Source organism: Labrys sp. HAY1-8F, from assembly GCF_056754975.1.
On sequence record NZ_JBPGWZ010000001.1, the window covers coordinates 1146027 to 1168657 of the forward strand.

Consider the following 22631-nt stretch of genomic DNA (forward strand, 5'->3'; position numbering starts at 1 on the left):
AGGTCCCCCAGGGACGCGATTCCGATGATGCCGAGGTCAGGACTGTTGCCGATCTTCGTCGAGCACGCCAACGAGATGGGCACATCGGAAACTGCATCGAACCAGCATCATGTTGGCAGCTCGCGGGCTGACCACGGACCGAAGCATGCACCCGGGTGATCTCACAGGAAGGCCGCGGCTCTAAGCACACACTGCGCCGCTCAGCATCAAGACGTCAACACACCCGCCTACAAGCGGACGATCACGCTCGCCCAAAATCGCTTGACTGGGACGGCCCCGTTACCGAAGATGAGCGATCACAAGGGCGCACGCCTCGTGCTCGGCGCCCTCCCGTCCGCCAAAGACCTCATCGCCGATCGCGGCTACGACAGCGCCGCATTCCGCCAGGCGCTGGTCGCCAAAGGCATCGAACCGTGTATCCCATCGAGCCGAAGCCGGAAAATCCCTTACCCTTACGACAAGGCGCTCTATCGCCAGCGACACAAGGTCGAGAACCTCTTCGCTAAACTCAAGGACTGGCGGCGCATCGCAACCCGCTACGACCGATGCGCTCACACCTTCTTCTCGGCCATTTGCATCGCCGCCGCCGTCATCTTCTGGCTCTGATCAACGAGATGCCGTAACGGGGTCTGCGTCGCGCACCGCTCGTTGCCGCTTGCAAGATCAGGGCAGGCTGTCGCTGTTCCCGTATCGGATCCAGAAGGAGGACTGCGGGATGAGACTGTTTGTCGGTTTGGATGTGTCGTTGGCGAAGACCGCGATCTGCGTGATCAGCGAACATGGGAAGATCGTGAAGGAGGCACAGGTCGCCAGTGAGCCCGAGGCGCTCGCGAGTTGGATCGCAGAACAGCATGGCAGCATCGCCGCCATCGGCCTCGAGGCCGGCCCCTTGTCGCAATGGTTGCATCGTGGATTGGCCGAGGCGGGCCTGGACGTCGTTTTGATGGAAACTCGGCAGGTCAAGGGCGCCTTGAAGGCCATGCCGATCAAAACTGACCGGCGCGACGCGGAAGGAATTGCCCGCCTGCTGCATCTGGGCTGGTTCCGGCCGGTTCACTGTAAATCCGTTTCGGCGCAGGAGGTCCGTACCGTGCTCGGAGCTCGCAAAGCAGTCCAGCAGGGTATGATCGCACTGGAGATGTCCCTGCGTGGGCTTCTGCGGAACTTCGGGCTGAAGGTAGGTGCCATCTCGCGCGGCCAGTTCGAGCATCGCATCCGCGAACTGACAGTCGGCAATCGAATGCTCGAAGCCGCAACGGAGCCGATGCTGCGAGCGCGGGCCTCTCTGCGGCGCGAACTAGCGGAACTGGAACGATGCGTCCGCCAACTCGCCCAGGATGACTCGGCATGCCATCGGTTAATGTCCATGCCCGGGATCGGCGCAGTCGTGGCTTTGACCTTCCGCTCTGCAATAGATGATCCCGCCCGTTTCACGTCATCGAAAAAGGTTGGCCCTTGGGTCGGCCTGACACCTTCACGCAATCAGTCTGGCGAACGTGATGTATCGGGCGGCATCACAAAGGCCGGAGACGTCAGTCTGCGCCGCGCTCTCTGTCAGGCCGCGACCGTCATGATGAATCGGGGGTGCTCGACATGGCTCAGAACTTGGGCAGCACAGATAGCGCGCCGTCGCGGTCGGAAGCGCGCCATGGTGGCGCTTGCTCGCCGCATCGGAGTGATCCTTCACCGGATTTGGGTCGACGGTACCACCTTCCAGATAGTGGCACCGGTCATCCCGCAAGAGGTTTAACGAGCTGAACCTCGCACAGTTGCCTGCTTGACCGCAGGCCTTCGAGGTCCCCCAGGGACGCGATTCCGATGATGCCGAGGTCAGGACTGTTGCCGATCTTCGTCGAGCACGCCAACGAGATGGGCACATCGGAAACTGCATCGAACCAGCATCATGTTGGCAGCTCGCGGGCTGACCACGGACCGAAGCATGCACCCGGGTGATCTCACAGGAAGGCCGCGGCTCTAAGCACACACTGCGCCGCTCAGCATCAAGACGTCAACACACCCGCCTACAAGCGGACGATCACGCTCGCCCAAAATCGCTTGACTGGGACGGCCCCGTTACCGAAGATGAGCGATCACAAGGGCGCACGCCTCGTGCTCGGCGCCCTCCCGTCCGCCAAAGACCTCATCGCCGATCGCGGCTACGACAGCGCCGCATTCCGCCAGGCGCTGGTCGCCAAAGGCATCGAACCGTGTATCCCATCGAGCCGAAGCCGGAAAATCCCTTACCCTTACGACAAGGCGCTCTATCGCCAGCGACACAAGGTCGAGAACCTCTTCGCTAAACTCAAGGACTGGCGGCGCATCGCAACCCGCTACGACCGATGCGCTCACACCTTCTTCTCGGCCATTTGCATCGCCGCCGCCGTCATCTTCTGGCTCTGATCAACGAGATGCCGTAACGGGGTCTGCGTCGCGCACCGCTCGTTGCCGCTTGCAAGATCAGGGCAGGCTGTCGCTGTTCCCGTATCGGATCCAGAAGGAGGACTGCGGGATGAGACTGTTTGTCGGTTTGGATGTGTCGTTGGCGAAGACCGCGATCTGCGTGATCAGCGAACATGGGAAGATCGTGAAGGAGGCACAGGTCGCCAGTGAGCCCGAGGCGCTCGCGAGTTGGATCGCAGAACAGCATGGCAGCATCGCCGCCATCGGCCTCGAGGCCGGCCCCTTGTCGCAATGGTTGCATCGTGGATTGGCCGAGGCGGGCCTGGACGTCGTTTTGATGGAAACTCGGCAGGTCAAGGGCGCCTTGAAGGCCATGCCGATCAAAACTGACCGGCGCGACGCGGAAGGAATTGCCCGCCTGCTGCATCTGGGCTGGTTCCGGCCGGTTCACTGTAAATCCGTTTCGGCGCAGGAGGTCCGTACCGTGCTCGGAGCTCGCAAAGCAGTCCAGCAGGGTATGATCGCACTGGAGATGTCCCTGCGTGGGCTTCTGCGGAACTTCGGGCTGAAGGTAGGTGCCATCTCGCGCGGCCAGTTCGAGCATCGCATCCGCGAACTGACAGTCGGCAATCGAATGCTCGAAGCCGCAACGGAGCCGATGCTGCGAGCGCGGGCCTCTCTGCGGCGCGAACTAGCGGAACTGGAACGATGCGTCCGCCAACTCGCCCAGGATGACTCGGCATGCCATCGGTTAATGTCCATGCCCGGGATCGGCGCAGTCGTGGCTTTGACCTTCCGCTCTGCAATAGATGATCCCGCCCGTTTCACGTCATCGAAAAAGGTTGGCCCTTGGGTCGGCCTGACACCTTCACGCAATCAGTCTGGCGAACGTGATGTATCGGGCGGCATCACAAAGGCCGGAGACGTCAGTCTGCGCCGCGCTCTCTGTCAGGCCGCGACCGTCATGATGAATCGGGGGTGCTCGACATGGCTCAGAACTTGGGCAGCACAGATAGCGCGCCGTCGCGGTCGGAAGCGCGCCATGGTGGCGCTTGCTCGCCGCATCGGAGTGATCCTTCACCGGATTTGGGTCGACGGTACCACCTTCCAGATAGTGGCACCGGTCATCCCGCAAGAGGTTTAACGAGCTGAACCTCGCACAGTTGCCTGCTTGACCGCAGGCCTTCGAGGTCCCCCAGGGACGCGATTCCGATGATGCCGAGGTCAGGACTGTTGCCGATCTTCGTCGAGCACGCCAACGAGATGGGCACATCGGAAACTGCATCGAACCAGCATCATGTTGGCAGCTCGCGGGCTGACCACGGACCGAAGCATGCACCCGGGTGATCTCACAGGAAGGCCGCGGCTCTAAGCACACACTGCGCCGCTCAGCATCAAGACGTCAACACACCCGCCTACAAGCGGACGATCACGCTCGCCCAAAATCGCTTGACTGGGACGGCCCCGTTACCGAAGATGAGCGATCACAAGGGCGCACGCCTCGTGCTCGGCGCCCTCCCGTCCGCCAAAGACCTCATCGCCGATCGCGGCTACGACAGCGCCGCATTCCGCCAGGCGCTGGTCGCCAAAGGCATCGAACCGTGTATCCCATCGAGCCGAAGCCGGAAAATCCCTTACCCTTACGACAAGGCGCTCTATCGCCAGCGACACAAGGTCGAGAACCTCTTCGCTAAACTCAAGGACTGGCGGCGCATCGCAACCCGCTACGACCGATGCGCTCACACCTTCTTCTCGGCCATTTGCATCGCCGCCGCCGTCATCTTCTGGCTCTGATCAACGAGATGCCGTAACGGGGTCTGCGTCGCGCACCGCTCGTTGCCGCTTGCAAGATCAGGGCAGGCTGTCGCTGTTCCCGTATCGGATCCAGAAGGAGGACTGCGGGATGAGACTGTTTGTCGGTTTGGATGTGTCGTTGGCGAAGACCGCGATCTGCGTGATCAGCGAACATGGGAAGATCGTGAAGGAGGCACAGGTCGCCAGTGAGCCCGAGGCGCTCGCGAGTTGGATCGCAGAACAGCATGGCAGCATCGCCGCCATCGGCCTCGAGGCCGGCCCCTTGTCGCAATGGTTGCATCGTGGATTGGCCGAGGCGGGCCTGGACGTCGTTTTGATGGAAACTCGGCAGGTCAAGGGCGCCTTGAAGGCCATGCCGATCAAAACTGACCGGCGCGACGCGGAAGGAATTGCCCGCCTGCTGCATCTGGGCTGGTTCCGGCCGGTTCACTGTAAATCCGTTTCGGCGCAGGAGGTCCGTACCGTGCTCGGAGCTCGCAAAGCAGTCCAGCAGGGTATGATCGCACTGGAGATGTCCCTGCGTGGGCTTCTGCGGAACTTCGGGCTGAAGGTAGGTGCCATCTCGCGCGGCCAGTTCGAGCATCGCATCCGCGAACTGACAGTCGGCAATCGAATGCTCGAAGCCGCAACGGAGCCGATGCTGCGAGCGCGGGCCTCTCTGCGGCGCGAACTAGCGGAACTGGAACGATGCGTCCGCCAACTCGCCCAGGATGACTCGGCATGCCATCGGTTAATGTCCATGCCCGGGATCGGCGCAGTCGTGGCTTTGACCTTCCGCTCTGCAATAGATGATCCCGCCCGTTTCACGTCATCGAAAAAGGTTGGCCCTTGGGTCGGCCTGACACCTTCACGCAATCAGTCTGGCGAACGTGATGTATCGGGCGGCATCACAAAGGCCGGAGACGTCAGTCTGCGCCGCGCTCTCTGTCAGGCCGCGACCGTCATGATGAATCGGGGGTGCTCGACATGGCTCAGAACTTGGGCAGCACAGATAGCGCGCCGTCGCGGTCGGAAGCGCGCCATGGTGGCGCTTGCTCGCCGCATCGGAGTGATCCTTCACCGGATTTGGGTCGACGGTACCACCTTCCAGATAGTGGCACCGGTCATCCCGCAAGAGGTTTAACGAGCTGAACCTCGCACAGTTGCCTGCTTGACCGCAGGCCTTCGAGGTCCCCCAGGGACGCGATTCCGATGATGCCGAGGTCAGGACTGTTGCCGATCTTCGTCGAGCACGCCAACGAGATGGGCACATCGGAAACTGCATCGAACCAGCATCATGTTGGCAGCTCGCGGGCTGACCACGGACCGAAGCATGCACCCGGGTGATCTCACAGGAAGGCCGCGGCTCTAAGCACACACTGCGCCGCTCAGCATCAAGACGTCAACACACCCGCCTACAAGCGGACGATCACGCTCGCCCAAAATCGCTTGACTGGGACGGCCCCGTTACCGAAGTCCTGAGCCTAGTGCCCTAAATCGTATTTCTTTTGTGACCCGCTTGAAACCTAAGGCAGAAGGTGCATGGCTGCCGCAATAATTGCTGCAGCAATGCATAGGGCGAGAAGCATCAAAGCAAAAGACACCTGACGAGCCGCTTCCTTTCTCGAAACACTTATGAATGACACGGTCTTCGCTAGCTTTCGCGCGGGCGGCAAATCAACAGGCATAAGGCCTCGCTAGTGACGGGCTACAAGATTGCAATCCCAGCCGGCCATACCCTAATAAGGACCTTGCTCGCCTTATAGCCTCGGCATTTACCTAGATGTCGCTGAGGCTTCGATATCCACCCGGCGTTGGCTTACCGATACTGGCAGACGCGTTTCCCAAGCAAGCTGCTATAATGGCACCTGCTGCCGCGATGTCGTGGCCTGGTTACGTCCGCGACGACAGCGCCAGCTGCAGCGCCGATAGCTCCGCCAACAATCGCACCGCCGGCAGAACGAGTAGCGACACCACCGATGAGCGCGCCACCCGCGCCGCCGAGAAGCGCGCCCTTGGACATACGCGTATCTCTGGCATTGGCACACGCAGCGACAGACAGCGCTACAACGCACAGTATGATGATATTTTTCATGTCGGTCTTCCGGTCAAGGCATCGAAATGCACATGCGCGGATCATCAATCCGATCCGCTCTGAGACGACTTTATCCCCGAACCGATGCCCGGGAAGAGGATCGGAAACTACTCAGAGCAACCCCGATCCGCGTCGACCAAGGATCCGAGTTCATCTCCCGCCACCTCGATCTCTGGGCCGACCAGAAGGACATCGTGCTCGACTTCTCGCGGCCGGGCAAACCGACCAAAAACTCGCTTATCGAGTCATTCAATGGCAAGTTTCGTGCAGAGTACCTGAACGCCCATTGGTTTCGGACGCTTGACGACGCTCGCCAGAAGATGAAGCAATGGCGTAGGAACTACAGCGAAGTTCGTCCTCATAGCGCCATCGGCACCAGGGTGCCGATGGCGCTGACAAATGGCTCTGGAGCATCCCATCCGCCATGAGCCTCAGCCCGGAAAATATTCCAGCTGGGCGCTTCAAATTCTGGGAGCACCTCACCTACTCATACGGATCGCCTGTCACATTCTTTCAGAAGATGTTCGGACTCCTCCAGCGAAATACGCAGGCATCAAGGGCAACTGTGGCGGGCCCCATCATATCCCAAATAGGTGCCAGTAGCCCTGTTATACGATCTGAAGCGGGCAGCACAGGAATTTCCGGGCGCTCCATGGTGGTCCATCGCTCTACCCATCAGGGCACCTGCAGCCAACCCCAGAATGCCAGCCCCAACGATGGCGCCGGTATTATCATCTTCGCCGTCGTAATACCCCCCGCCATAGTAGCCCCCTCCTCTCCTGCCATAATAGCCTCGTCCGCCTCGATAATGATGCCCGCCCTGAAGGAACCTCTGACCTCCGCTGTGAAATCCATGACCTCCACCGTGGAACCCATGACCACCGGGCGCATGCCTCAATATGCCGGGATTGCGAGCCTCTGCCGGAGCCGGGCTCATCAAACCGGCGATACCGATGGTCGCGGCGAAAACGCTCGTGAGTATTTTACGCATCACTCAGATCCTTTCATACAAAATAATTATAAAGCCATATTATTACTTATTGATACAGGGATTCTTTTCTAAGATATACTTGACATCACCCTTTATTTCCAAATATTATTATCAATATTAAATATATAATCCGTATCAATTTAAAATAATATCACAAAAGTACTAAAAATTGAGATCAATAATACGTTACTTTCTGTATATTTTTCGCCTAAATTTCTGCGAATATTAAGTTATGTTTACTTGGATATCGTCCTGACGGCCCCCCTCTCGGATAAGCAGTTGGTCGACACGCCGCGAGGACCCAGGCGCTTGAGCAGTAATGGGAGCCTGGCGAGCCTATTTGGGAACGCGTTGGCTAGCCGCACCTATATCGAGAAATGACATCGGGAATACTACCCAGACGGTCATCGCCTCGCCTATCTGATCCACTCACCCGCCACAGCTTCGGCGGTGTCCTTGATGGGGCATGTACCGCAATGCCCGCGGCGTGGAGGCATGCAGATCCCGGCTTGTCCCTCGACGCTTCGAGACCGCGACTGTCGAGTGTATGTCGTTGGCAAAAACGATTGCAGGATCGGAAATTACCCAGATACGCCTGCCAGCGCGCTTGATCGCAGTTACCTCTGCATTGATGCGGCAGGCCTTCGATCGAAGCGAGAGATTGACGAGGAGCCGGCATTTTCATGAGATCTTCGAGAGCGTGCCGGAATGAACAATTTGCGATTCTACCCGTTGGCTCTTGGTGCTCGGAGGAGGACCGACTCCTCATCGCGGAACCTGCGAGCCCTCGCGCGCTTTAGGTAGATTCCGATTCTGTGATATTCGAGAGTTTACGAGTATACTTATTTTTTTGGAGGTCACTGCTCCATCGCCGATCAAAATACAAATACTTGCTAATTCCTCTCTTGCTTGAAATGCATCTGTATACATTCTTCACGAATATTTTCTCGCCGTCACTGTACGGGATAGCTTCAGCCGATAGTCCCGGTTCCAGGACCCGGCGGGGACGCAAGCCCTCTCCCCATCGTCGCTAGGCTTAATCTATCAGGGCTGGCCTCGATCCGGTTCGTAACCTCGACGAAAGCATAGGTAGATGCTCTCTGCCTCGGATATTTGGTGCCCTATCGCCTTTTTCCAGCCACCCAGCGGTGCTCGCCTTCCCGCTGCCACGTCACGGAGCATCGGCGCGGCGTCCGAAATCCGCAACGGTTTGGAGGAGGAGTGAAATGGATCTCCGCCTTTGCTTGCCGGTTGCGGCCGTCATCGCCACAGTTTCGACGTTCGGATATACGGCTCATATACTTCGAGTATCGGCCACAGACCGAGTCAATCTCAAGGCCGAGAGAACGCATAGTGTCGTCGTAGAAAAGACCGCACAGTCGCGTGAGGTCGCTGCCAAAGTCTTGATGATTGCGACAAGGCCAGCGTCATGCGTGACCTTCAGAAGCGCGGCATTTTCCAATTCGATAATGCGACACACGGCCTGCTCAAGAAAAGAATGCACAGAGACCATCAGGGGAGCGAGCGGAGTTTCACATGGCCAGGACAACCCTTGGATCAAGCCGTTCCGATATTCCCAACGGTAGAGATATGACAGTCACATGCAGCCCCTACTATAGGATGAGAGCTGATGTACAGAGATCTATGAAGAATCTACCTCCCGTTATTTCCGTAAATAAAAACACGAGCCGTATCAGTACTGCTCTGGTCTGGCGTGAGATGAATAACCTGACTGTCGAGGATCTTGCTCGCAACGCGGATATCTCAATTGAAGAGGTCGCGAGCATCGAGGGTGGAAGTACCGACGCCCCACTCACCACCTACATCAAGATCGCCAAGGCTCTCAGGATCAACGTGGCTAAACTTCTTGACTTGGACAGGAATTCAAATTCCTGACGCACGCCGATCTTCTTGCTTTTTGAGCTTTTCCTGGCCCTTAGCAAGTGTCCGGCGCAGTCATGTTGACATCCCGATCGGAATTTCCAGCCAGATCAGCAGGTTCTAAGATTCGGGGACCCCCCTGACCCGCAGCACTCCTTCAGCCAGACCATGATCCGTCACTTCGGCATGGCAAGGCGCTGCTCTTCCACGTTAAAAGCCGCATCGACAGGGAAGGGGTGCCAGGAAAGAGTTATCTTAAATGAAGACGCTGATCGTAATAGGCCTCTTGCTAAAGATCATGGTGCAGGACTGAGTGCGATTGTGGGAATAAGCGAACCTACAGAGGTGGCTCTCTAATTTTCTGCTTGCCTACCGTGTTCTTGGTAATTCGCCAACTTGAAGGGATACGTCCCGTTGAACGCAGGCTATCGCAGTACGGTCCTGAAGCGGCCTGCCGTCTGGGCAGTCGTGGTTGCACTGCCACTCTCGGCTTGCGCCGATCACGCAAACCTGTCGGTGGCCGCCGGCTCAGGCCCCTCCCCACAACTGCCGCCGCAGAAAACCACACTCCTGCCGACACTCAAGATTGCCCCTGCCAGAGGTTGGGCTTCCGGCGCGGCTCCAATCGCTGGCAAGGGAGTGAGCATAACCGCGATTGCCCAGGGGCTGGAGCATCCTCGCTGGCTCTACGTCCTGCCGAATGACGACATCCTCGTCGCCGAGACCAATGCGCCACCAAAACCGGAGGATTCCAAAGGATTGAAGGGATGGATCACAAAGCTGGTGATGAAAAGGGCCGGTGCCGTCACGCCGAGCGCCAACCGTATCTCGTTGCTGCGCCGGCATCCCGGACGCGAGACCTATGACCGCTTCATTCTCATGGACGGCCTCAACTCGCCCTTTGGCATGGCGCTGCTCGGCGATGGACTCTATGTCGCGGATAGCGATGCGCTGTTGCGGTTTCCGTTTCGGCTCGGACAGACACGCGTCAATGACGCCGGAGTGAAGGTCACGGGTTTGCCGGCCGGGCCCATCAACCACCATTGGACCAAGAACGTCGTTTCCAGCGCGGACGGTAGGACACTCTTTGTGGCCGTCGGCTCCAACAGCAATGCCGGCGAGAATGGCATGGCTGCAGAAAGCGGCCGCGCGGCGATCTGGGCCGTCGATCCGAGGAACGGGAGCCATACGATTTTTGCCTCAGGCCTGCGTAATCCGGTCGGGATGGGCATCGAACCCAGGACAGGAGCCCTATGGGCTGCCGTTAACGAGCGCGATGAACTCGGCAGCGACCTGGTGCCCGACTATATGACCCGGGTGCGCCGAGGCGCCTTCTATGGCTGGCCGTATTCCTACTATGGGCAGCATGTCGACCCGAGGCCGCAGCCGCCGCGGCCAGACCTGGTTGCCAAGGCCATCCCTCCGGATTACGCGCTGGGACCGCATACAGCGTCACTCGGCCTAGCATTTGGCGAGCATGGCGCCTTCATTGGCCAGCACGGTTCCTGGAACCGCAATCCGCCCAGCGGCTACAAGGTGATCTTCGTTCCCTTCCACAAAGGCAGGCCCTCCGGTCGGTCCAGAGACGTACTGACGGGATTTCGGGATGAACACGGGAACGCCTATGGAAGACCTGTGGGCGTGGCGATCGATGGCAAAGGCGCTCTGCTGGTGGCGGATGATGTCGGAAACACGGTATGGCGTGTATCGCCTGCGTTGCCCACCGATTGATATCCAGGCTGGTTGAGCTGGAGGAAGAGGCTTTGCCGGTGGCGGCGCCTTAACCGGTTAGAGCGGGCAGAGTGGAACGATATTTGAGAGACATGACCGACGGCTCGCGCCGGTTAAGGCGACGCCCCCCATCAGCGCTGCGCGAGTTCAGTGACCAGTTTCGACGGCCAAGCCTTGCAGCTTTCCAGTACGCGAACCCATCCGGGAAATAGCATGGTTGGGTACCCTTTGCCTGCGGAACGGTAACCGCATCCGGTGCCGATATGCATCGTGGGCCGCGGCAATGGGCAATAACCTCGTTGTCGCGCAACAACTCAAAACAAACGCTCTTCCAGCTCTTCGTAAGGCATATTGATGGCGGGGACATTGATATTGGCAGCGGGAATGGTTGGAAACAGGGAGGCATCCCAAACACGCAGTCCGTCGAGCCCCTTCACTCGGCCCTGGGCGTCAGTAATGGCCAGGGGGACCCGTTCGCGCCCATCCGGCAAGTTCCGAAGCATGCTACACGCCAGTGACAGCCTCGTCGAGGAAACCATTCAGGGCGACTTCATCGCCGATCATGCGCTCGAGCAGGGTGTCCGTGAGCGGACCGCCCAGATCGAGCAGCATGCCGGCCAGGCCGGTGAGAGCCGTGTTGCGCAGGCTCGGAAAGCCGAAGCGCCGCGCGCGATCGGAAAGGCGCGCCGCCAGGACCCTTGTGCGCGCCCCTTGCTTCTCCAGCGCGCGCAGGACGCCCGCGCCCAGGCGAAAGGCATCGGAAAGTCGCACCCGGTCACGCTCATCGCTCATCATTCGAAAGTCGACATGCATGCCGGGCGTGCCCTCGGCCTGTCTCACGAGACCGACCGTACCGCTCGAATAGAATTTGTTGACCCAGAAGAACAGCAACCGGCACGAGGCAGGCGCGAGCGCGCCGGCAGGTGACAGATCAGGCCTGATGAGGAGTGTTCGAGCAGGTTCTTTCCCACCCCCGGCGCGTCGAGAATGGGAGCAAGCCCGAACTCCTTAAGTTGTTCGGCCGATCCCACGCCGCTCTGCTGGCGAACTTCCGCCTCACGAACCGGGCAAGCGAGTCACATGGGAATGCCATCATGAAGCACCGGGCCGTCTTCAATGCCATCCGATTGCGCGAGCCCGAGGCTGCCCGGCAGGCGATGATGTAGCCCGCGATGAGATCACCGAAGCGTTGCGCAAGGCCAAGACCTAGACCCTATAGCATTGGTCAACCGAAGACGTGGGCCGATCCTGCATCGAACCGCAGCCACGCGGCGTCTCCACGCCCCAGGCTGGCAATGGCCTCGTGGCCGAACGGCAACCGCACGGACAATTCGTCACCCCTGCCCGTCCTGGTCACGACGTGAATGTTGTTGCCCAGGAAGGTGATGTCGCTGACCGTGACGGGCAGTCCCCGTTCCTGCTGGGTCTTCGACAGGAACAAGCGCTCCGGACGCAACATGACGGAGGCTTTGCTGCCCGTGGAGGCCAAACCGTGTACGGGCACATCGGACACCGTCATCGAATCGCAGATCGAAATATCGGCGCGGCCTGTGGTGGTCGAAAGCACGTCGCAGGGCAGGAAATTACTGTCGCCTATGAATTCGGCCACGAAGCGCGTCGCCGGATTGGCGTAAAGTTCCGGCCCGGTTCCGATCTGGTCGATCACGCCCTTGGAAAAGACGGCAATGCGATCGGACAGGCGCAGTGCCTCCTCCTGATCGTGCGTCACATAGAGGATCGTTACGCCGGTCTGCTGATGGATGCGCCGGATCTCGTACTGGATTTCCTCGCGAAGCTTCTTGTCGAGCGCAGACAGGGGTTCGTCCATCAGAAGGACCGGCGGATCGTAGGCCAATGCCCTGGCGAGCGCCACGCGCTGCTGCTGGCCGCCCGACATGTTCGCCGGCTTGCGATCCTCGTAGCCCTCCAGCCGGACCAGCCGCAGCATCTCCTTGACCTTGGCATCGACCTCGGCCTTGGACTTGCGCCGGACCTTGAGGGGAAAGGCGATGTTTTCGCCGACGGACAGATGCGGAAACAGGGTATAGCGCTGAAACACCATGCCGATATTGCGCTGATGAGAAGGGGTGGACAGCAGGGTCGTCCCGTTCAGCCTGATATCGCCAGCCGTCGGGTTGTCGAAGCCGGCAAGAATGTAGAGCGTCGTGCTCTTGCCCGAGCCGGAGGGACCGAGAAAGGTGAGGAATTCGCCCTTCTCGACCTCGAGATTGACGTTCTGAACCGCGACGACCGCTCCGTATTCCTTGCGGATGCCTCGGATTTGCAGGAAGGGCTGCGTCATGATTTCAATCCTTTGCGCACAAGTGCGACAAGCGCCATGAGGACCAGGGTCAACAGGATCAGCAGTGTCGAAGCCGCCGCGACGACCGGTGTCAGATCCTGGCGCAAGGTCGCCCAGACCTTGACCGGCAAGGTCTGCAGAGTGGGGCTCGCCATGAAGATCGCCACCACCACCTCGTCCCACGAGGTCAGGAAGGAGAAGATGGCGGCCGAAAACAGGCCGTGGCTGATCGAAGGCAATGTGATCCTGATCTTCGCCTCGAGCGGCGACGCTCCGCACAGGATGGCCGCGTCCTCAATCGACTTGTCGAAACCCTCGAGCGCACTGCTGATCGAGAGGATGGAGAAGGGCAGCGCGAGCACCAGATGGGAAATCACGAAACCCGTCATGGTGCCGTTCAGCCCGATCTTCAGGAAAAAGGCATAGAGGCCGACGGCCAGCACCACCACCGGCAGGATCATCGGCGTCAGGAACAGGGCCTTCAGCCCTTCGCGGAACCAGAAGCGGCCGCGCACCAGGCCGAAGGAGGTGACGAGTCCCAGCAGAACAGAAAGCACCGTCACGATGGCCGCGATCTTGAAACTGGTCCAGGCCGACTGCAGCCAGCGGGGATCGGCGAACAGATCCGAATACCATTTCAGCGTCCAGCCCGGCGGCGGAAAGATCAGCCATTGCGACGAGCCGAACGACAGGGCCGCGATGAACAGGATCGGCAGGAGCAGGAAAGCAGCCGTCAGGGCGGTGATGGCGAGCAGGACAAATTTCCACCAGCCCAGGCGTTCGAAATTCAACAGCATGCTAGCGCCCTCCCGGATTCTGGCCGCCGAAGAACCGCAGTTGCACGGCATATAGCGCTAGCGTCACGACGAGGAGTACCAGCGCCGCTGCCCCGCCCATGCCCCAATTGACCAGCGATTGCACGAACTGGGCGATGAGTTCCGCCAGCATCATGTTGGCCGTACCGCCAAGCAGCGCGGGGGTGACGAAATAGCCGAGCGACATCACGAAGACCATGAGCGCGCCCGCAACCATGCCCGGTATCGCCAGCGGCAGGAGAATGCGCGTCAGCGATTGCCAGCGCGTGGCGCCGCACAGGGCCGCAGCCTGCAGGATGGCCGGATCGATCTTCCGGATCACGCCGTAGAGCGGCAGCACGATGAAAGGCAGCATGATGTAGACCATGCCGATCGTCACGCCGACGAGATTGTTGACCAGGGCGAGCGGCTTGTCGATAAGGCCAAGGCTCATCAGCAGCTTGTTGATCACGCCGGTGCGCTGCAACAGCACCATCCAGGCATAGGTGCGGGCGAGCAGGTTCGTCCACATCGACAGCAGCAGGATCGCAAAGACGAGGGCGGCGAGCTTCTTGGGCATGATTGCCAAGGCCCACGCCACGGGAAAGCCGATGGTGAGCGACACGATCGTCACCACCGCCGACACCAGGAACGTGTTGAGGAAAATCCGCAGATAGGTGGAGGAACCCAGCAGTTCGGCGTAGTTGCCGAAACCGGCTACGGGCTCGAGGACACTGCGCAGCAGCAATAGGGCTACGGGCACGACGAAGAAAAGGGCGACGAAGACAAGGGCCGGCATGATCCAGGCCAAGCCTCGCGGCCGCGCCGGAAGCGAAACGGCCAGCGCCGCGGCGCTGGCTTGTATCTGCTGGGACATGGCCGTCCTTTCCGCATGGAGCTACGTCGGAATATGGGTGCCGTGGAGCAAAGCCCGTCCTGTCAATGTTCGAGGTTTCCACCGAACCTCGAACGCCCTGGACAGGAGACAGGTGGGAGGGATCGCCCCTCCCCTCCGGGGCCGATGCGATCTACTTTGCCTGCCAGGCGTACCAGCGCTCGCCGATCGCATCGCGGTTGGTAGCCCAATAGGCCATGTCGGCGTTGATCTGGCTCGCCTTCTGCTGATCCGGAAGTGTCTTGACCGTCTCCGCATCCATGATCTTGGCGGAATCGAGATTGATCGGGGCATACCCCGTCGCAGCAGCCATATCCGCCTGGGCCTGGGCCGAGGTAGCGAAGGCGATGAACTGCATGGCAGCATCCTTGTTCTTCGTGCCCTTGGGCACGACGAGCGAATCCGCTGCCGTGATGTTCTGCTCCCAGGAAGTCTCGACCTTGACGCCGGTCTTCGCCAGAGCCGTCATGCGCCCGTTCCAGACGCTGCCGAACGGCGCTTCCGCGGATGCGATGAGCTGCTGCGATTGCGCACCGCCCGACCACCAGATGATGTCAGCCTTGATGGTATCGAGCTTCTTGAACGCGCGATCGAGGTCCAGCGGGTAGAGCTTGTCCGCGGGCACGCCGTCAGCCAGCAGGGCGGCTTCGATGACGCCCGGCGCCGACCATTTGTAGAAGGTACGCTTGCCGGGAAACTTCGTCGTATCGAACAGATCCGCCCAGGTCTTCGGGCAGGTCGCAACCGCATCGGCATTGCAGCCGATCACGAAGGAATAATAGAAGCTGCCGACCGAATAGTCGGTCACAAAGCGCGGGTCGAGCTTGGACTTGTCGATGACGCCGAAGTCGAGCTTTTCGAGCAAGCCTTTCGGACCGGCCTGCGCAGCGTAGTCACCTTCGACGTCGACCACGTCCCAGGTGACGCTGTTGGCCTCGACCATGGCCTTGATCTTGCCGTAGTCGGTCGGGCCGTCCTGCACGACATTGACCCCGGCCTTGGCCGTGAACTTGTCCGCCCATGCCGCCTTCTGGGCATCCTGGGTGGTTCCACCCCAGCTCGAGAAGACCAGGTCCGCTGCGGCTGCAGGCGAAGCCATGATCAGCAATACCGCACAGGCGGCGACTATCGACGTCGATTTCATGTTCCCACGCTCCGGTTGTCAGGGCTCTTGTCTGGATGCGCCATGGTGACCGGCCACCTTCGAAGGGGAGAAGGCAGCCGGTTTCATGATCTTGTTTTCGGCGATTTCAATGAGGTCGCGGATTTTTGGCAGGAAGGCCTGCCAGCGCGGATCGGCGGCGAGCGAGGCCCGGCGCCGTTCCCGGTCATCGAGGCTCGTATAGGCCCAGATATGCATGATTTCGTTGATCGGCCCGATCTCGGAGAAGAAATAGCCGACCAGATGCCCCAGATGCTCCTTCTGGATCGCGATGCCTTCCTCCTCGACGACCTTGAGGTAAACGGGCACGGCACCGTTCCTGAGCCTGTATGTGCGCACCTCGTAGTACATGGTGTCACCGCATCACGAAGGGATCGGGGATGGGATCGTCGGAGGTTCGGAGCCAGACCGTCTTTGTCCGGGTATAGTCCAGCGCCGCGGCCAGGCCGCCTTCGCGGCCATGCCCGGAAAGCCCGAAGCCACCGAAAGGCGCGATCGGCGAGACGGCGCGGTAGGTGTTGACCCAGACGACGCCGGCCCGAATACCCTTCATCAGCCGATGGGCCCGGGTGAGGTTCTGGGTGAACACGCCGGACGCGAGCCCATAGGCGGTGTCATTGGCGAGACGCAGGGCTTCCGCTTCGGTCTCGAAGGAGACGATGGAAAGAACCGGCCCGAAGAATTCTTCCGCCAGCGACGGCGAATCCACGCCGTCACAATCAAGAATGGTGGGAGGATAATAGAAGCCCTCCCCTTCGGGCACCCGGCCGCCGGTAACGATCCTGGCACCCATCGCGGACGAGCGCTCGACCAGCGCGTCGATATGCTGGCGCTGGCGCGCCGTGGCGAGGGGCCCGACCTCGGTTGCCATGTCGAGCGGGCTGCCGATGCGCACGGCTTCCGCCTTGCGCTTGAGGATGGCGATGAACCGGTCCTTGATGCTTCGTTCCACGATCAGGCGCGAGCCGGCGACGCAGGACTGGCCGGTTGCGGCAAAGATCCCCGAGACCTGGGCATTGGCCGCGCTTTCGAGATCGGCATCGGCGAACACGATGAAAGGAGATTTCCCTCCCAGTTCCAGCGAGGTGGAGGCCAGGTTCTCGGCGGAGTTGCGCACGACATGGCGCGCGGTTTCCGGCCCTCCGGTAAAGGCCACATGGGCGATCTTGGGGTGCCGCCCGAGCGTCGCGCCGCAGGAAGGGCCAAAACCGGTGATGATGTTGACGACCCCCGGTGGGAAGCCGGCGTCATGCACCAGCCGGGCGAATTCCAGAAGCGGCGCCGGCCCGTCCTCGGAGGCCTTCAGCACCAGGGTGCAGCCGGCGGCGAGCGCCGGGCCGACCTTGACGGCAGACAGGAAGAGCTGGCTGTTCCAGGGCACGACCATGGCGACCACGCCGATCGGTTCACGACGCAGCCAGACCTCCATGTCCGGCTTGTCGATCGGCAGATAGGCACCCTCTATCTTGTCGGCGATGCCGGCATAATAGCGGTAATACTCCGCGACATAGGCGATCTGGGCGGAGGTCTCGCGGATGATCTTGCCGGTGTCGCGGGTCTCGAGTTCGGCCAGCCTGGGCGCGTTGGCGGCGACGAGATCGGCCAGCTTGTAAAGCAGCTTTCCACGCTGGGTAGCCGTCATCCCTGGCCAGGGGCCTTCGTAAAGCGCCCTGTGCGCGCTCTCGACCGCCCGGTCGACGTCGGCCTCGCGCGCTTCGGGCATATACGCCCACGCGGTGCCAGTTGCCGGGTCGATACTTTCGAAGGAAGCCTCGCCATCGCAAAAGGCCCCGTCGATGTAGAGCTGGAAACGCTGCATCGCCTCAATCCTTGAAGGCAGGCATGACGTCGGCGATGAAACGTTCGAGCGAAGCCTTCTTGCGCTCGAAACTCACGCCGGTATCGATCCAGAACGAATATTCGTCATAGCCCAGCGCCTCGTAGTGCTTGAGGCGGGCGATGATTTCGTCGACCGTGCCGAGCGCCAGATTGGCGCGCATGACTTCGGGCGAGAGCGTGGCGTTCGCCGCGATCTCCTCCTCGCTCAGCCGCTGGATCAGCCCCTGATGGATCGGCCGCTCATTCTTGAACCAGGCGAAGAAGTAGTTGTAGTAGACGCTCAGTTCCCGGGTCGCCTGCACCACATCGGCCGCGTCCGCGCCGACATAGGTGTGCAGTAGGAGCATGATCTTCGGCCTGGGGACCTCGGGCGCCTTGGCACGGGCCGCCTCGAAGCGTTCCATCAGGCTTTCGATCTCCCGATCGCCGTTCCAGAGCGGGGTGACCTGCACATTGCAACCATTGACGACTGCAAACTCATGGCTGTTGGGGTCACGGGCGGCGACCCAGACCGGTACCGGATCCTGCAATGGTTTGGGCGCGGAGGTGGTGGCCGGGAATTTCCAGAACTCGCCCTCATGGGCATAATCCCCAGCCCAGATACCTCTGACGGCGGGAATGAGTTCGCGCATGCGCTGGCCGGCCTGCCAGGCATCGAGACCGGGCAGCAGGCGTTCATATTCAAAGGAGTAGGCGCCGCGTGCGATGCCGAGGTCCAGACGCCCATCGCTGATCAGGTCCGCCATCGCGGCCTCGCCGGCCAGCTTGATCGGATGCCAGAACGGCGCGATCACCGTGCCGGTGCCGAGGCGGACATGGCTGGTGCGCCGTGCCAGATCGGCAATGGTGACGAAGGGGTTGGGCGCAATGGTGAAATCCATGCCGTGATGCTCGCCGGTCCAGATGGCGTGCATGCCTCCCTTGTCGGCGATTTCGCACAATGCCACGAACTCGTCATAGAGCTGCTTGTGGGTCTGGCCGGCATCCAGACGCTCCATATGGACGAACAGCGAGAACTTCATGGGCGGGCCCCCTTCATGGGAATGGAATGCACCTTGCCGGCCGTCTCGTTCCCGAAATAAACGCCGAAATTGCCGATGGAGCTTTCCAGGGCAAAGCGCGAGAGGATGTCAAAAGTGGCCTGGTCCTTGACCTCGCCTGCCCCGATCGCGTCCGGGCGGACGAACCGTCCTGTCCGTGGCTCGCCCTCGCCAGCAAAGGCACGGTAGACGATGTGCTGGCAGCCCGACGTCTTGTCCTCATAGACCGAATAGAGGAAGCCGATCGTAACGGGCAGCCCCGTCAGGTTCCCGAGATGGTTCGCCAAGACCTCGGTGGGATTGCCATCGCCGCCCAGGCAGGCCGGCAAGATCATCGGCCGGTCGCCGAGCAGCAGCACCTCACCCTCGCGCTCGAGAACGGCGGCGAATTCGATCTTGCCCTCGGCCGCAGCCGATACCGCCCTGGCGGACAGGTTGGGCGTGAAGTAGCCGCCGCGCGCATAGCCCAGGCCGTTCAGGCCGGAATTATCGAAAGCAAGGATTCGCCCGACGAGGATGACATGGTCTCCGGCCCCGACCACCTCGTGCATCGCGCACTCGAACCAGGCCGATACCCCGGACAGGATAGGACAACCATTTTCGCCAACCCGCCAGTCCACTGTCGCAAAGCGATCATCGACCGGTCGTGCGAAGGTGTTGGACACATCCTTTTGCACCTCGGACAGAATATTGATGGCAAAGGAGGCCGCCCGCGTCATCGCCTCGTAATTGCGCGAACTCCTCGCGAGGCAGACGAGCAAAAGGGGCGGGTCGAGCGAAACGGACGTGAAGGAATTGGCCGTGAAGCCAATGGGTTTTGCGCCAGCGTCGTGCGTCGTCACCACGGTCACGCCGGTGGCGAAAGCGCCGAAGGCATCCCGCAGTGCCTTGGGATCGAAGTTTTGCGCGTTCATGCCGGCCTCTCCTCTGCCACCAGCCATTCCGCCAGGAAGGCATTGACCGCATCGGGCGCCGTCAGATTAACCATGTGGCGATGCCCCTCGATGATACGGGCCCATCCCTTCGGGGCGGCGGCAGCCATCGCCCTTGCCATCTCCGGCGTGGAATTGGGATCGCCCGAGGCGGTGAGGAAAAGCGCGGGGCAGGCCACCGAGGGCCAGCAATCGGCATATGCTTCATCTCCGCCGGCAAAGGCGGTGTAGGCGGCCGCATATCCTTCCGGATCGACCTGTTCGAGCCAGGTTCGGGTCAGGTCGCGTGCTTGGCGATTGTTAGGTTCGTCATCGAACCATCGCGCCAGCGGGCCTTCCTTGTCGATGCCTGCCGCACGGATGGCCTCGGCCCGGGCCAGCACGGCCGCCTTCGCCTGAGGATCACGCCGATAGACACCGTTCAGGCAAGCGACACGGGCGATAAGCCTGGGAAAGTTGGCAACGGCGCCCCCCGAAATCATCGCACCCATGGAATGGCCGGCGAGGCTGGCGCGATTGAGGTTCAGATCGTCGAGAAATCGGCCAAGCCAGGCGACAAAATCCGGGATGGCGCTCCCCGCTGGCAGCCTTTCGCTCTCGCCATGCCCGGGCATGTCCACGGCGATGACACGGTGCGTTTTCGAGAATTGCTCGATCTGGGGGGCCCAGGCTTCAAGACGCATGCCGACGCCATGGATGAGGACCAGCACGTCGCCCTTGCCCGCTTCGAAATAGGCGGCGCCCCTCGAACTCTTCTTGCGCGGGAGTGTCTCGCCCTGCGCCCGACCGATATCGGCGGATGTCGTCGCGGACTCAGTCTGCATGACGGCCCCCGCTCGTTCAGACGCCGGCCGGATTGGCGATATCCTGTCCAAGATCCTTCAGATCCTGGTAGCGATCACCGATACGGTGATGGGGGCGCCCGCCAACGGAGGCGCCCAATGCCACGACGATCTCGTCAGCGGCAGGAGCATCCGCGATAGCGGTTTGAATGGTCAGGTAGTGGGAACGTCGCCCCTCATCATTCTTGTCCATCAGCGGGATCATGATGGGAGCATTGGCCGGGCCGCGTGTGTTGCAGAAGGCGAGATAGGATTTGGCACCAACTGCCTGACGATAATGATTGCCGAAGCGCAGCGTATGGATCAGGGCGGAGGCATGCTCAATCTCGCCGTCCAGTCCGACCACGGCGGACTTGCCGTAGCCTTCCACCGCCTCGCCAGAGCCGACCGCGTCAAGGATCATCTTGGTCAGCAATTCACCCAGGACGGGTGCGGCGGCATGGATCTCGGGCTTCAAATCATCGACGAAGCCTCTGCCCGCCCAGGGGTTCTTCACCACGGCCATGGCCGCGAAAAGCTTCAAGGGCGTGGAGGCAGCCCTGCCCCCCTCGATCAGCGTTGTTTCGACATGGAGCAATGTCTTGCGGACCTGAGCAGTCATGGCATGTCCTCACATAATCATGCTATCTTATGGTATACCATATTATCACGTGTCAATGCCTTGCCGGGATGATTTTTTGCGGCTACACCAAGACATGAGCAAGAACGCTGACAATCTCGCCGCCCTCAGAATCGAGAATCCGCCTGCGACATTGCGAGAGATCGCCCTCGACAGGATGCGGCGGGCGATCATCAATGGCCTCTTCGAGCCTGAGGAGCGGCTCGTCGAACGCACGCTGTGCGACCAGCTCGGCGTTTCCCGATCCGTCATTCGCGAGGTCATTCGCCATCTGGAAGCAGAGGGGCTGGTGACGATGCTCCTCAACAAGGGGCCGATCGTGGCACGGCTCGATTGGGACGATGCTCGCCAGATTTATGCCATTCGCGCTGCAGTTGAATCGACGGCCGTTGCCGACTGCGCCCGCCTCGCCGATGCGAACGTGAAGAGGCGGCTAAGGAAGGCACTGGACAATCTCGATCGCACGTCGCGGCAGCGTTCCCCGGCCGCCATCATCGACGCGACGACCGAGTTCTACAAGATCATCTTCGAAGCCGGTGGCCACAAGATCGCCTGGGATATCGTCAGCCGTCTGAACAGCCGCATCTCGAGGTTGCGCGTGATGACGCTTTCGACCGCCAATCGCATGGTCACCGGCCCGGCGCAGATACGCGAGATCTTCGACGCCATCGAGAAGAACGATCCGGACGCCGGAGCCGCGGCCTGTCGACGGCACATTTCGGCCGCTGCGACGATTGCCGAGGTGGTTTTGGGAGATATGCGGCCGAAAGCCTAGTGCTCTGAAGCGGATTACGAAGATGCGCTCGCCGAAGTCGAACGGCTTAGGGGAGCCGAAACCGGCACGCCCGAGGGTGGTCGCCTCGATGTCCTCGCGACTTTGATCGATGTCCATGAGGCCAAGTATCATCCGATAGACCCGCCGGATGCGATGGAGGCAATCCGCTTCAACATGGAGCAAAGGGTCTCACCCGGAAGGGTCTTGAGCCAATGATCGGGCCGCTCAACCAGGTTGCGGATATCCTGAGCCGCCAGCGCAGCCTTGCGATCGAGATGATCCGGCTGGGCCGGTTCGACAAAGCCGCGTAAGAGGAAATGGCTCTGTTGCAAACTGGAAGCAGAGACGTGGGATTCCAGTTCGTTAACCCCGTATCACGCAGCGAGGATCTCGAATTGTTCGGCGAGCGATGGAGCTGGATTATAGGCGTATCTTGCCTGTCGTTTTCGCATCATGTGGATCATCTCAATCCATCCAGGATGTCCGAGGCGTAAGTCGTTGATTTGAAGTCAAGCATGGAATGTACATGGCGTTTGATA

Annotated in this window: 20 protein-coding genes and 6 pseudogenes; 12 read left to right on the forward strand and 14 right to left on the reverse strand. The window is 60.7% G+C overall.

Annotation, left to right across the window (positions count from 1 at the left end; all coding sequences use genetic code 11):
* Positions 1–285 precede the first annotated feature (285 nt).
* From ACR9ZN_RS05190 to ACR9ZN_RS05225, 8 genes and pseudogenes are all read left to right on the forward strand, one after another.
* A pseudogene (locus ACR9ZN_RS05190) lies at positions 286–606 on the forward strand (transposase); the annotation flags it as partial.
* A gap of 109 nt (positions 607–715) precedes the next feature.
* Complete coding sequence (locus ACR9ZN_RS05195; RefSeq protein ID WP_481271956.1) at positions 716–1750, forward strand: IS110 family RNA-guided transposase; 1035 nt, start codon at positions 716–718, stop codon at positions 1748–1750.
* Positions 1751–2079: 329 nt separating this feature from the next.
* Positions 2080–2400 (forward strand): annotated as a pseudogene (locus tag ACR9ZN_RS05200) (transposase); the annotation flags it as partial.
* A 109-nt stretch (positions 2401–2509) separates the two neighbouring features.
* A complete protein-coding gene (locus tag ACR9ZN_RS05205; RefSeq protein ID WP_481271956.1) occupies positions 2510–3544 on the forward strand; it encodes an IS110 family RNA-guided transposase in 1035 nt (344 codons plus the stop codon).
* A gap of 329 nt (positions 3545–3873) precedes the next feature.
* A pseudogene (locus ACR9ZN_RS05210) lies at positions 3874–4194 on the forward strand (transposase); the annotation flags it as partial.
* Positions 4195–4303: 109 nt separating this feature from the next.
* Complete coding sequence (locus tag ACR9ZN_RS05215) at positions 4304–5338, forward strand: IS110 family RNA-guided transposase (protein ID WP_481271956.1); 1035 nt, start codon at positions 4304–4306, stop codon at positions 5336–5338.
* Between the two features lie 717 nt (positions 5339–6055).
* Positions 6056–6352, forward strand: coding sequence for a hypothetical protein (locus ACR9ZN_RS05220; protein WP_454817339.1), 297 nt, complete (start codon positions 6056–6058; stop codon positions 6350–6352).
* A 62-nt stretch (positions 6353–6414) separates the two neighbouring features.
* Positions 6415–6717, forward strand: a pseudogene (locus tag ACR9ZN_RS05225) (integrase core domain-containing protein); the annotation flags it as partial.
* Between the two features lie 125 nt (positions 6718–6842).
* Here ACR9ZN_RS05225 and ACR9ZN_RS05230 read toward each other — a convergent pair.
* A complete protein-coding gene (locus ACR9ZN_RS05230) occupies positions 6843–7280 on the reverse strand; it encodes a BA14K family protein (RefSeq protein ID WP_481271536.1) in 438 nt (145 codons plus the stop codon).
* A gap of 1536 nt (positions 7281–8816) precedes the next feature.
* Between ACR9ZN_RS05230 and ACR9ZN_RS05235 the strand changes: the two genes are divergently transcribed.
* Positions 8817–9176 carry a helix-turn-helix domain-containing protein gene (locus ACR9ZN_RS05235; protein WP_454817337.1) on the forward strand — a complete coding sequence of 120 codons (360 nt, stop codon included), beginning with the start codon at positions 8817–8819 and terminating at the stop codon, positions 9174–9176.
* Positions 9177–9629: 453 nt separating this feature from the next.
* Entirely contained in the window at positions 9630–10892 is a 1263-nt protein-coding gene (locus ACR9ZN_RS05240) for a PQQ-dependent sugar dehydrogenase (protein WP_481271957.1), read from the forward strand.
* 314 nt (positions 10893–11206) lie between these two features.
* Here ACR9ZN_RS05240 and ACR9ZN_RS05245 read toward each other — a convergent pair whose 3' ends face one another.
* Both ACR9ZN_RS05245 and ACR9ZN_RS05250 read right to left on the reverse strand, forming a co-directional pair.
* Positions 11207–11395, reverse strand: coding sequence for a GMC oxidoreductase (locus tag ACR9ZN_RS05245; protein WP_454817335.1), 189 nt, complete (start codon positions 11393–11395; stop codon positions 11207–11209).
* A gap of 1 nt (position 11396) precedes the next feature.
* Positions 11397–11732 (reverse strand): hypothetical protein, encoded by a 336-nt coding sequence (locus ACR9ZN_RS05250; protein ID WP_481271537.1) that lies wholly within the window; start codon positions 11730–11732, stop codon positions 11397–11399.
* Between the two features lie 107 nt (positions 11733–11839).
* Here ACR9ZN_RS05250 and ACR9ZN_RS05255 point away from each other — a divergent pair, with 107 nt between their 5' ends.
* Entirely contained in the window at positions 11840–12058 is a 219-nt protein-coding gene (locus tag ACR9ZN_RS05255; protein WP_481271538.1) for an FCD domain-containing protein, read from the forward strand.
* 59 nt (positions 12059–12117) lie between these two features.
* Here ACR9ZN_RS05255 and ACR9ZN_RS05260 read toward each other — a convergent pair whose 3' ends face one another.
* The 10 genes and pseudogenes from ACR9ZN_RS05260 to ACR9ZN_RS05305 form a co-directional block, all read right to left on the reverse strand.
* Complete coding sequence (locus ACR9ZN_RS05260) at positions 12118–13194, reverse strand: ABC transporter ATP-binding protein (protein WP_481271539.1); 1077 nt, start codon at positions 13192–13194, stop codon at positions 12118–12120.
* Entirely contained in the window at positions 13191–13991 is an 801-nt protein-coding gene (locus ACR9ZN_RS05265) for an ABC transporter permease (protein ID WP_434960336.1), read from the reverse strand. The genes ACR9ZN_RS05260 and ACR9ZN_RS05265 overlap by 4 nt, the downstream gene beginning before the upstream one ends.
* A gap of 1 nt (position 13992) precedes the next feature.
* Positions 13993–14784 (reverse strand): annotated as a pseudogene (locus ACR9ZN_RS05270) (ABC transporter permease); the annotation flags it as partial.
* A 232-nt stretch (positions 14785–15016) separates the two neighbouring features.
* On the reverse strand, positions 15017–16027 hold the full coding sequence (locus ACR9ZN_RS05275; RefSeq protein ID WP_441773528.1) for an ABC transporter substrate-binding protein: 1011 nt from the start codon (positions 16025–16027) through the stop codon (positions 15017–15019).
* Between the two features lie 18 nt (positions 16028–16045).
* The gene (locus ACR9ZN_RS05280; protein WP_434960334.1) at positions 16046–16396 is read right to left on the reverse strand and encodes an NIPSNAP family protein; all 351 of its coding nucleotides are present in this window, start codon (positions 16394–16396) and stop codon (positions 16046–16048) included.
* 4 nt (positions 16397–16400) lie between these two features.
* On the reverse strand, positions 16401–17864 hold the full coding sequence (locus ACR9ZN_RS05285) for an aldehyde dehydrogenase (RefSeq protein ID WP_481271540.1): 1464 nt from the start codon (positions 17862–17864) through the stop codon (positions 16401–16403).
* A 4-nt stretch (positions 17865–17868) separates the two neighbouring features.
* The gene (locus ACR9ZN_RS05290) at positions 17869–18906 is read right to left on the reverse strand and encodes an LLM class flavin-dependent oxidoreductase (RefSeq protein WP_454817323.1); all 1038 of its coding nucleotides are present in this window, start codon (positions 18904–18906) and stop codon (positions 17869–17871) included.
* A complete protein-coding gene (locus ACR9ZN_RS05295; RefSeq protein WP_454817321.1) occupies positions 18903–19838 on the reverse strand; it encodes a flavin reductase family protein in 936 nt (311 codons plus the stop codon). Before ACR9ZN_RS05295 ends, ACR9ZN_RS05290 begins: the two co-directional genes overlap by 4 nt.
* On the reverse strand, positions 19835–20680 hold the full coding sequence (locus tag ACR9ZN_RS05300) for an alpha/beta fold hydrolase (RefSeq protein WP_454817319.1): 846 nt from the start codon (positions 20678–20680) through the stop codon (positions 19835–19837). Before ACR9ZN_RS05300 ends, ACR9ZN_RS05295 begins: the two co-directional genes overlap by 4 nt.
* 16 nt (positions 20681–20696) lie before the next feature.
* A complete protein-coding gene (locus ACR9ZN_RS05305) occupies positions 20697–21299 on the reverse strand; it encodes an amino acid synthesis family protein (RefSeq protein WP_454817317.1) in 603 nt (200 codons plus the stop codon).
* Positions 21300–21393: 94 nt separating this feature from the next.
* On the opposite strand from ACR9ZN_RS05305, the gene ACR9ZN_RS05310 reads away from it, so the two are divergent.
* Positions 21394–22092, forward strand: a complete 699-nt coding sequence (locus tag ACR9ZN_RS05310; protein ID WP_434960328.1) for a GntR family transcriptional regulator — start codon at positions 21394–21396, stop codon at positions 22090–22092.
* 374 nt (positions 22093–22466) lie between these two features.
* Here the strand turns inward: ACR9ZN_RS05310 and ACR9ZN_RS05315 are convergent.
* Positions 22467–22630, reverse strand: a pseudogene (locus ACR9ZN_RS05315) (IS6 family transposase); the annotation flags it as partial.
* Between the last annotated feature and the right edge of the window lies 1 nt (position 22631).